This is a genomic window from Streptomyces sp. NPDC000229 (assembly GCF_040300825.1).
Taxonomy (GTDB): Bacteria; Actinomycetota; Actinomycetes; order Streptomycetales; family Streptomycetaceae; genus Streptomyces.
Window position 1 is genome coordinate 19170 of sequence record NZ_JBEPEL010000084.1, and the last position, 9903, is coordinate 29072.

Below are 9903 nucleotides of genomic sequence, written 5' to 3' on the forward strand. Positions count from 1 at the left end.
GACCCGGTTCGTCAGTGCACCGGGGCCGTCTTGGCGGCGCGGGTTTCGGAGATCTCCTCGCCCGGTTCCATCGGGGCGGTGACCTCGTCGGCGTCGCGGCCGCCGTTGCCCAGGTGGTTGAAGACCAGGTTCAGCAGGACGGCGGCGACACAGCCGGTAGAGATGCCGGAGTCCAGAATGATCTTCGCGGTCTCCGGGAAGGCGTGGTAGAACTCCGGCGCCGTGATCGGGATGATGCCCACGGCCAGCGAGACGGCCACGATCAGGACGTTGTTGTCCTTCTCCAGGCCTGCCTTGACCAGGGTCTGGATGCCGCTGGCCGCGACCGAGCCGAAGAGGACCACGCCCGCGCCGCCGAGCACCGGGCGCGGGACGACGGAGATCAGTGAGGCGGCGACCGGGGACAGGCCCATCAGGACCAGGAAGCCGCCGCCCGCCGCGACGACGAACCGGCTGCGGATCTTCGTCATGGCGACGAGCCCGATGTTCTGGGCGAACGCGCTGCACATGAAGCCGTTGAACAGCGGGCTGATCGCCGAGCCGAGGGTGTCGGCGCGGAGACCGGCCGCGATGGTCTTCTCGTCGGCCGGCCGCTCGACGATCTCACCGAGCGCCAGCATGTCGGCGGTCGACTCGGTCATCGACACGAGCATCACCACGCACATGGAGATGATCGCGGCGAGGGCGAACTGCGGGGCGCCGAAGTGGAATGGCGTCGGGAAACCGACGATGTCCGCCTCGGTGACCGGGCTGAAGTCGGTGACGCCGAAGGGTATGGCGATGAGTGTGCCGAGGACGAGTCCGATCAGTACGGCGATCTGCTTGACGAAGCCCCGGGTGAACCGCCGCAGTACCAGGACCAGGACGAGCGTGATCGCCGCGAGCGTGAGGTAGGTGGTCGAGCCGTAGTCGTCGGCCGCCGGATTGGGCCCTTGGGCCCAGCCGAAGGCGACGGGCAGCAGGGAGACACCGATCAGGGTGATGACGGTGCCGGTGACGACCGGGGGGAAGAACCGCACCAGTTTGCTGAAGTACGGGGCGGCGATGAAGCCCAGCAGGCCGGCGACGATGATCGCGCCGAAGATGACCGGGAGGGCGTCGGCCTTGTCGTCGGTGGTGTCGATGATGGCGAGCATGGGGGCGACACCGGCGAAGGTGACGCCGTTGACGAACGGCAGCCTGGCGCCGATCTTCCAGATGCCGAGGGTCTGCAGGAAGGTGGCGAGGCCCGCGGTGAAGAGGCTCGCGCCGGTGAGGAAGGTGAGTTCGGTTCCGGAGAGCCCTACGGCGGCTCCGACGATCAGGGGCGGGGCCACCACACCCGCGTACATGGCGGCCACGTGCTGGAGGCCGCTGGTGAACATCTTCAGGGGCGGGAGCGTCTCGTCGACCGGGTGTTTCCGGTCCGCCGGGGCGGCTCCTGCGTCGGTGGCGTCTTCGTCGTTGCGAAACCTGGGCTTGGCGGCCACGTGGGTTCCTCCGGTCGGTTACACGTGCTGGGGGACGTGGGTTTCAGGGAGGTGTTGCAGGTGTTGCGCCCGGGGGGTGTGTCGTCGGGAATGCCGACACCCTTCACCGTTCCGGGGAGTGCTGTACCTCATTGCGGTACGGCACCCCCCGGTCCGGCTGCCGCGGACCCCGCTCGGGTCCACGGCGACCGGTCGAGGGCCGTCCCCCTCGACCGGACTTCGTGGATCGCTCACCCGCGTCGAGCGCGGGCCGGCGATGTGCGCCTCAGGGGGTCAGCCCTGGGCGGCGATACGGGCGAGGCGCTGGGCCTCGTCCCGGGTGGAGCGCGCGATGGCGTCCTCGTCGACCGTCAGCAGACGGTTGTTCTCGACGATCTGCTTGCCGTTGACGAACGACGCCGTGACCGGGGCCGCCGCACCGAAGACGAGGGCGGTCACCGGGTCGGCGATGGAAGCGTGGGCGAGCGTGTCCAGCTTCCACAGCACCAGGTCGGCGAGCTTGCCCACCTCCAGGGAGCCGATCTGCGAGGCGCGGCCGAGGACCTGGGCGCCACCGTACGTCCCGAGGCGCAGGGCCTGGCGGGCGTTGAGGGCGGCCTCGCGGTGCACCGGGTTGAGGCGGTTGATCAGCAGCGCGTTGCGCAGCTCGGTGTGGAGCTCGCCGGACTCGTTGGAGGCGGTGCCGTCGACGCCGAGGCCGACCGGCACGCCGGCCTTGAGCATGTCCGGTACGCGGGCGATGCCGGCGGCGAGGCGGGCGTTGGACGACGGGCAGTGCGCGACGCCGGTCTTCGTCCGGGCGAAGGCCTCGATGTCGGAGTCGTTCATGTGGACGCAGTGCGCCATCCACACGTCCTCGCCGAGCCAGCCGGTGGACTCGAAGTAGTCGGTCGGGCCCATGCCGAACAGTTCCTTGCAGAACTGCTCCTCCTCGACGGTCTCCGAGCCGTGGGTGTGCAGGCGCACCCCGAGGCGGCGGGCCAGCTCGGCGCCCTGCTTGAGCAGTTCGGTGGAGACGGAGAACGGGGAGCAGGGCGCGACGGCGACCTGGGTCATGGCGTCGAAGGAGGCGTCATGGTGCTTCTTGACGGTCTCCTCGGTGGCGGCGAGGGCGCCTTCGAGGGTCTCGACGGCGAAGTCCGGCGGCAGGCCGCCGTCCTTCTCGCTGCGGTCCATGGAGCCACGCGCGAGGGTGAAGCGGACACCCATCTCGGACGCGGCCTTGATGATGGCGCCGGACAGGTCGCCGGAGTCCTTCGGGTAGACGTAGTGGTGGTCCATGGCGGTGGTGACGCCGCCGCGGGCCATCATCCCGAGGGAGCCCTGGGCCGCCGCGTACCCCATCTGCTCGTCGATGCGCGCCCACGTCGGGTAGAGGGCGACGAGCCAGTTGAAGAGGTTGTGGTCGGTGGCCAGGCCACGGGTGATCCACTGGTAGAAGTGGTGGTGCGTGTTGATCAGGCCGGGGGTGACGAGGTGGCCGGTGGCGTCGATGCGCCGTACGACGTTCTCCAGGCCCTCGGGGGCCTTGCCTGCTCCGACCGACTCGATCCTGTTGTCCGCGATGACGAGGTGACCCGAGGCGTACTCGGTGTCATGGGCGTCGACGGTCGCGATCGCACAGTTCTCGATCACGATGCGCTGGGGGGCGCTCTGGGCTGCCGAAGGTGCCATGGTGCTTCCTTCTTCGTTCAATAGTGGCTGTGTGGGCACGGCAGGACCCTAGGAGGATTTGAGTGCCGGGACCGTGTGACGGCTCCGGGTGCCGAGGTGGTGGAAGAACAGGTTGAGCAGGACCGCGACGAGCGCTCCGGCGCTGATCCCCGATCCGAGGACGGTCTGCGCCCAGGCCGGGAAGTGTGCGTAGAAGGTGGGCGCGGCGAGCGGGATGATGCCCGCTCCGAGTGCGACGGCCACCAGGATGATGTTGGAGCTGTCGTCGAGCCCGGCCTCGGAGAGCGTACGGATGCCGCTGACCGCGATCGAGCCGAACAGGACGATGCCGGCGCCGCCGAGGACGGGCATGGGGACGAGCGAGACCACCGCGCCGAGCACCGGGAAGATCCCCAGGACCAGGAGCGCGCCGCCGGCGACCGCGACGACGTAGCGGCTGCGTACCCGGGTGAGGGAGACGACGCCGACGTTCTGGGCGAAGGCGGAGGTGGGGAACCCGCCGAAGACGGGGCCGATCAGGGTGGCGATGCCGTCCGTACGCAGGCCCCGGGTGATGGTCCTGCCGTCGGTGCGGCGTTCGCAGATCTCGCCGAGGGCGAGCATTCCGGCGCTGGACTCGGTCATCAGGACGAGCATCACGATGCACAGGGAGAGGATCGCGGCGGGCTGGAACTCGGGGGCACCGAAGGCGAAGGGCGAGGGCAGGGCGGCGACGGGCGCCTCCTCGAGCGTGGCGAAGTCGGCCATGCCGAAGGGGACCGCGGCGAGCGTGCCGATGAACAGGCCCAGCAGGAGGGCGATCTGCTTGACGAAGCCGCGGCCGAAGCGCTGGAAGAGCAGGATCACGACGAGGGTGAAGGCGGCGAGCGCGAGGTACTTGGTGGCGCCGAAGTCGGCGGCGTGTGGGTCGCCGCCCTGGGCCCAGCCGACCGGTACGGGCATCAGGGTCACCCCGATGAGGGTGATGACGACGCCGGTGACCAGCGGCGGGAAGAAGCGCAGGAGCCTGCCGAAGAAGGGGCCGACGGCGAGGCAGAACACTCCGGCGACCATCACGGCGCCGTAGATCGCGGGCAGTTGGTGACCGGGGGCACTGGTCTCGGCGATGGCGAGCATCGGCGCGATACCGGCGGAGGAGGCGGCGTTGACGAACGGGAGCCGGTTCCCGGCGACGTTCGTGACACCGATGGTCTGGAGGATGGTGGCGAGGCCGGCGATGAGCAGGCTCGCCGCGATCAGCCGGGTCATCCCGGCGGTGTCCAGGCCGACGGCCTGGCCGATGATGAGCGGAGGGGTGACGACGCCCGCGTACATGGCGGCGATGTGCTGCAGCGCGGCGGGGACGAGCCGCGAGAAGGGGAGCTTTTCGTCCACCGGATGGCAGGTGGTCTTCTCCGGTGGGGTGAAACACGGGCCTTCTGCTGCCGGCCCCGTTGCAGGCTGTGCCATGGCTGTTCCCTCCGGTCCGGTGCCGCCCCGCCCTCCTCACGGGCGGGCGGGGCGGTCATCGGCCTGGCGTCAGAGGTTGGTCATGTCGACCGGGATCTTCGGCTCCACACCGTCCCGGAGGATGGTGGCCTCGATGAGGCCGTACGGGCGGTCCGCCGCGAAGTAGACCTCGTTGTCGTTCTTGAGTCCGAAGGGCTCGAGGTCGACCAGGAAGTGGTGCTTGTTCGGCAGGGAGAAGCGCACCTCGTCGATCTCCGACCGGTTGTTGATGATGCGCGCGCCCATCTGGTACAGCGTCTGCTGCAGCGAGAGCGAGTACGTCTCGGCGAAGGCCTGGAGCATGTGCTTCCTGACCTGCTCGTACGACTTCTCCCAGTTGGGCATCCGCTGCTCGTCGTCGGTCCAGTTGAACCGCCAGCGGCCGGAGACCTGCGTGGCCAGGATGCGGTCGTACGCCTCCTGGAGGGTCGTGTACTTGTCCTTCACGTACCCCCAGAACTCCGAGTTGGTGGAGTTCATGACGACCAGGTCCTTCAGGCCGGAGATGACCTGCCAGTTCTGGCCGTCGTAGGTGATCTCCGATACGCGGGTCTCCTGGCCCTTGCGGACGAAGGAGTGCTTGACCTCGTCGGCGCCGATGAACTTGGAGTTGGCGTCGGAGGTCTCGATGCGCTCCCAGGCGTACTCCTCGATGCGGATGCGCGCCCGGTGGATCGGCTCCTGCGACGTCACGAAGTGACGGGCCAGGTGGATGCCGAACTGCTCGGCGGACTCGATGCCGTACTCCTTGGCGAACGCGTACACCGTGTTCTTGGTGGTGTCGGTCGGCAGGACGTTGGCGTTCGAGCCGGAGTAGTGCACCTCGTCCATGTCGCCGGAGAGGGCGACCGAGACGTTCAGGTCCTTGATGTGATGGGTGTCGCCGTCCCGCGTGATCTTGACGACGCGGTTCTCTGCTTTGCCGTACTGGTTCTGGCCGAGAATCGTGGGCATGTGTCTGCTAGCTCCCTCGGTAAACGGAGTAGCCGAACGGGTTGAGCAGCAGCGGTACGTGGTAGTGCTCGCCCGGTACGACGGCGAACGTGATCGCCACCTCCGGGAAGAACGCGCCGCTGTCCCTTACGCGGGGGGCGTCCTGCTGCGCCTCGGCTTGCTTCTTGTCGAAGTACGCCTCGGTCTCGAAGTCGAGACGTACGTGGGTGGTGCCTTCCGGCAGGGCCGGCAGGTCCTTGCAGCGCCCGTCCGCGTCGGTCGCCGAGCCGCCGAGCGCCACCCACTGCGCGCCGGACCCGCTGCGGGCCGACAGGGAGATGGCGACGCCCTCGGCGGGGCGGCCGATGCTGGTGTCCAGGATGTGCGTGGACACCGAAGCGGTGGTTTCCGTGCTCATGCGGCGCTCTCTTCCTCTACGAGACGGGTCAGCCGGATACGGTTGATCTTGCCCAGTTCGGTGCGGACGATCTCCCGCTCCTCCTCGGGCGAGTTCCCGATCCGGGTCCGGACCGCGTCGCGCATCTGCTCACCGGTCCTGCCGGTGGCGCAGATCAGGAAGACGTGGCCGAACTTCTCCTGGTACGCCAGGTTCAGTTCGAGCATTTCCGCCTTGAGGTCCTCGGAGGCGCCGGCCATCCCGCTCTGTTCGCGGGAGGAGGTCGGGTCACCGGGCTTCGGGCGGCCGATCGGCGGGTGCCCCGCCATCGCCTCGGCCAGGTCTTCCGCCGTCAGTTCGGCCATGGCGGCGTCGCTGGCGAGAAAGAGGGCCTCGGTGGTGGCGTACGGGCGCTGGGCGAGCACCTTGCTCCCCCACGCCGAGCTGGCACACACCTCGTGCAGGGCGGCGAGCGCGTCGCTGTCCGCGGAGGTGTTGAACCGGGTGAGGCCCGCGGGGGGTTCGGGGGTCTCCCCCGAAAGGCGCTGTGTACTCGAAGTCACGGGAGCCTCCGTGGCTGTTTTTCCTGTGCTTGGACGGGCTGCGGATAGCTAACGCCCTCCCGCGACGCGCCGTCAACACTTTGTTGAAACTTCGGTGACACAAAAGCCGCCGTCCCGACATCTGGACGGCGGCCGACTGCGCAACGTGGTCACCTACTCACTCTTGGCCGCATTCTCGCGGTTCAGGTAGTTGTACACGGTGAACCGGCTGACCCCGAGAGCGCCTGCGACCGTCTCCACGCCATGGCGGACGGAGAACGCGCCTCGCGCCTCCAGGGTCCGTACGACGGCCTGCTTGGTCTTGCGGTCCAGCTCGGACAGCGGTTTCCCGTGCCGCCGCTCCATCGCCGCCAGGATGTGGTCCAGCGAGTCGGCCAGCTGCGGCAGCCGTACGGCGAGGACGTCCTCGCCCTCCCAGGCGAGGACGACGTCGTCGGCCGTGGCCTGCTCCGGTCCCAGTATCTGGGCGCCCATCGCGTCCACCAGCGGCTTCACCGCGGTGACCAGGGGGTGATCTCCCGGCTCGGTCACTTCTCGTCCCCTCCCGCCGTCCCGGCCTGCCCGGTCTCGCCGATCACGTTGACCTGCAGCGAGACCCGGGTGGCGCCCGCGCCCAGAGCCTGGCGGAGGAGGGCGTCCACCGCGGTGAGCACCGCGTCCGCGCCGCCTTCGGCCGTGTTGCCGAACGGGCCCACGTCCACGGCGTCCAGGTCGGCCGCCTGGATGACCTCGCGGGCCACCACCGCGTGGGCGGGGGCCTCGTCCAGGTCGAAGGGCTCTGTCGTGAACTCCACTCTCAGTCGCTGCATGCCCCCACGGTATGCAATCGCGGCACTCGCGTGCGACGGACGGGGGCTACCGGCCCGTAGAGGAGGTGACAGGACGGTCGCACAGGGTCGACAGGGAGGGGCGTACGCCATGAAATACGCCGTGAATCACGCCGTGAAGGCAGCGCACAGGGGCAAGGCGGTCCGGGGAACGGTGGCCGCCGCGGCGGCGATGGCGGCGCTGACCACGTCGCAGGCGCCGGGGGCCCCGGCGTCGGCAGCCCAGGACGAGCGCCCGGCCGCGCCGAGGGCGAGCGTCTCCGGTGATTCGCCGTACCGCACCGAGCTGCCACCGCTGCGGACGCCGGCCGCGGAGGCGGCGGAGAAGGGGCGCGCGTCGGCCCGGCGGGACGCGGCCGCGGCGACCGGCGGCGGCACGCTGCCGGCCACCGTGTTCGCGGCGTACCGGCAGGCGGAGGAGAGGCTGGCGGACACCGCGCCCGCCTGCGGCCTGCGCTGGCAACTGCTGGCGGCGATCGGCCAGGTGGAGTCGGGGCACGCCCGCGGCGGCCGGGTGGGCGCGGACGGCACGACCCTGACGCCGATCCGCGGACCGCGCCTGGACGGCAACGGGTTCGCGCTGATCAGGGACACGGACGGGGGCGCGTACGACGGGGACACGGTGTACGACCGGGCCGTCGGGCCCATGCAGTTCATCCCCTCGACGTGGGCGGCCTGGGGCGCCGACGGCAACGGCGACGGCGTCGCCGACCCCGGCAACGTCCATGACGCGGCGCTGGCGGCGGGGCGTTACCTGTGCGCGGGGGGACGGGACCTCTCCGACCCGTACGACCTGGACCGGGCCATCCTCGGGTACAACCACTCGGCCGCCTACCTGCGTACGGTCCGGGCCTGGTTCGCGTACTTCCTGGAGGGCCACCGGGTGGTTCCGGATCCGGCGGCGGCAGCGGTGCGCCCGGAGGCCGCGCCGTCGAAGTCGCCGGCCCGCCCGGCCGCTGCGGGTGGCGACGGGCACGGTGCCGCGCCCTCCCCCGCGCCGTCGCGCAAGCCCACGCCGACGCCCACGCGCGCCCCCTCCTCGCCGTCGGGTCCGCCCTCGTCCCCCTCCCCGTCGGCGCCGCCCTCGCCGACTCGCCCCGGCACACCGTCGGAACCTGCCCTTCCGGTTCCGGATGTCGAGGTCGTCCTCCCTGGTGGGCCCGTGGGCAACGGTAAGGACTCGATGGCCGCCGCCCCCTCCACAACTCCGGATACCGGGCGGTAATGTCGCGCTTCCCGCGGGCGTCAGGGGTCGGCGGGTGAGCGCGAAGGGGCCCTCATGGCTACGGACATGCATGCACCGTCGGACGACGACCGGTGGCAGCGCGCGTGGAGCCACCGCGAGCACCTGCTCAAGGTGGCCCGCCGCAGGTCCATGAGCCTGGAGGACGCCGAGGACGCCGTGCACGAGGCGATGCTGCGGGCCGCCGAGCAGCCCCACCTCGACGACGAGCGCCTCGGCGCCTGGCTCACGACGGTGACCATGCGGTTGTGCGTCGACCGCCACCGGCAGGTCCGCCGCGAGGCCGACCCGGGCCGGGCCGCCGCACTGGTCCCGCCCGGCCCGGCGCCGGTCGACGAGCTGGTCTGCGACCGGGCCGAGGCGAAGTGGCTGGCCCGGCGCAGCGGCGAGCTGCCCGCCCGGCAGGCCGAGGCGCTGTGGCTCAAGTCCGAGGACCTGGACGTCGGGCAGGTCGCGCACAAGATGGGCCTGAGCTACCGCACGGTCGAGTCCCTGCTGGCCCGGGCCCGGCGTACGCTGCGCAACTCGCTGGCGGCCACGCTGGCCCTGCTGCTGTGGCTGTGCGGGCGCGGCCGTCCGCGCGGCGCGGGCAACGCCCACGTGGTGGCCGCGGCCTCCACCGCGGCGACCCTGGCCGTGGCCGGGTTCGTGGCGCCGTACGCCCATGACTGGTCCGAGGACGGGCCCTCGTCCCCGCCGGTCACGTCCGGGACCGCCGACGTACGCCCCGGTGACGGCACCCACCCGCTGCCGCCGTCCGCCGGAACCGGCGCCCCCGGCCCGGAGCGGGTCGCGCGGACCCCGCGGGGCGGCGGCCCGTCCGCGGGCCCGCTCCTTCCGGAGCCCGCGCTCCCGGCACCGCCGCCGCTGCTCCCGCTCCCCGGGGCCGGCGTTCTGCCGGTCGGGCAGGTCCCGGCGGTCCCGGTCCCGGAGGTGCCGCAGGTCCCGGGGGTGCCGGAGGTCCCGCAGGTCTCGGAACTCCCGGAGGTGCCGGAGGTCCCGCGGGTCCCGGCACTTCCGGAGGTCTCGGAAGCACCCGAGGTGGCGGAAGTCCCGGGGGTCCCGGAAGTCCGGGAGGCCCTGGAAGTCCCGGACGTCCCCCAGGTGCCGGGGACGCCGCAGGTGCGGGAGGCGCCCCAGGCGCCGAATGTCCCCGGAGCGCCCAAGGCGCTGACCGGCGCCTCCACCTCGCCGGCCTCCTGACCGCCCGACGGCCCGGCGAAGCGGGTGCGGATGCACGAGCTGAACGTGCAGACGCAGCCGCACTACTTTGACGATTTCGCCGATTCCGACGACTGACCAGGCGCGA

10 protein-coding genes are annotated in these 9903 nt (G+C 71.0%); 2 read left to right on the forward strand and 8 right to left on the reverse strand.

The features are described from left to right. Positions 1-11: 11 nt before the first annotated feature. From ABT360_RS29300 to ABT360_RS29335, 8 genes are all read right to left on the reverse strand, one after another. Complete coding sequence (locus tag ABT360_RS29300; protein ID WP_444852344.1) at positions 12-1469, reverse strand: nucleobase:cation symporter-2 family protein; 1458 nt, start codon at positions 1467-1469, stop codon at positions 12-14. Between the two features lie 273 nt (positions 1470-1742). Continuing rightward, positions 1743-3143, reverse strand: a complete 1401-nt coding sequence (locus ABT360_RS29305) for an 8-oxoguanine deaminase (RefSeq protein WP_351822956.1) — start codon at positions 3141-3143, stop codon at positions 1743-1745. Positions 3144-3191: 48 nt separating this feature from the next. After that, complete coding sequence (locus tag ABT360_RS29310) at positions 3192-4592, reverse strand: nucleobase:cation symporter-2 family protein (RefSeq protein WP_351822959.1); 1401 nt, start codon at positions 4590-4592, stop codon at positions 3192-3194. Between the two features lie 69 nt (positions 4593-4661). Beyond that, positions 4662-5585 (reverse strand): factor-independent urate hydroxylase, encoded by a 924-nt coding sequence (gene pucL, locus ABT360_RS29315; protein ID WP_351822961.1) that lies wholly within the window; start codon positions 5583-5585, stop codon positions 4662-4664. Between the two features lie 7 nt (positions 5586-5592). Next, entirely contained in the window at positions 5593-5982 is a 390-nt protein-coding gene (gene uraH / locus ABT360_RS29320) for a hydroxyisourate hydrolase (RefSeq protein ID WP_073755030.1), read from the reverse strand. Continuing rightward, positions 5979-6524, reverse strand: a complete 546-nt coding sequence (gene uraD, locus ABT360_RS29325; RefSeq protein WP_351822965.1) for a 2-oxo-4-hydroxy-4-carboxy-5-ureidoimidazoline decarboxylase — start codon at positions 6522-6524, stop codon at positions 5979-5981. Before uraD ends, uraH begins: the two co-directional genes overlap by 4 nt. Positions 6525-6677: 153 nt before the next feature. Further along, complete coding sequence (locus ABT360_RS29330) at positions 6678-7055, reverse strand: helix-turn-helix domain-containing protein (RefSeq protein WP_351822967.1); 378 nt, start codon at positions 7053-7055, stop codon at positions 6678-6680. Next, complete coding sequence (locus ABT360_RS29335) at positions 7052-7333, reverse strand: hypothetical protein (RefSeq protein ID WP_351822970.1); 282 nt, start codon at positions 7331-7333, stop codon at positions 7052-7054. The genes ABT360_RS29330 and ABT360_RS29335 overlap by 4 nt, the downstream gene beginning before the upstream one ends. A gap of 190 nt (positions 7334-7523) precedes the next feature. Between ABT360_RS29335 and ABT360_RS29340 the strand changes: the two genes are divergently transcribed. Then, positions 7524-8576, forward strand: coding sequence for a lytic murein transglycosylase (locus ABT360_RS29340; protein ID WP_444852345.1), 1053 nt, complete (start codon positions 7524-7526; stop codon positions 8574-8576). 54 nt (positions 8577-8630) lie between these two features. Continuing rightward, positions 8631-9797, forward strand: coding sequence for an RNA polymerase sigma factor (locus ABT360_RS29345; RefSeq protein WP_351822976.1), 1167 nt, complete (start codon positions 8631-8633; stop codon positions 9795-9797). The last annotated feature ends 106 nt before the right edge of the window (positions 9798-9903 follow it).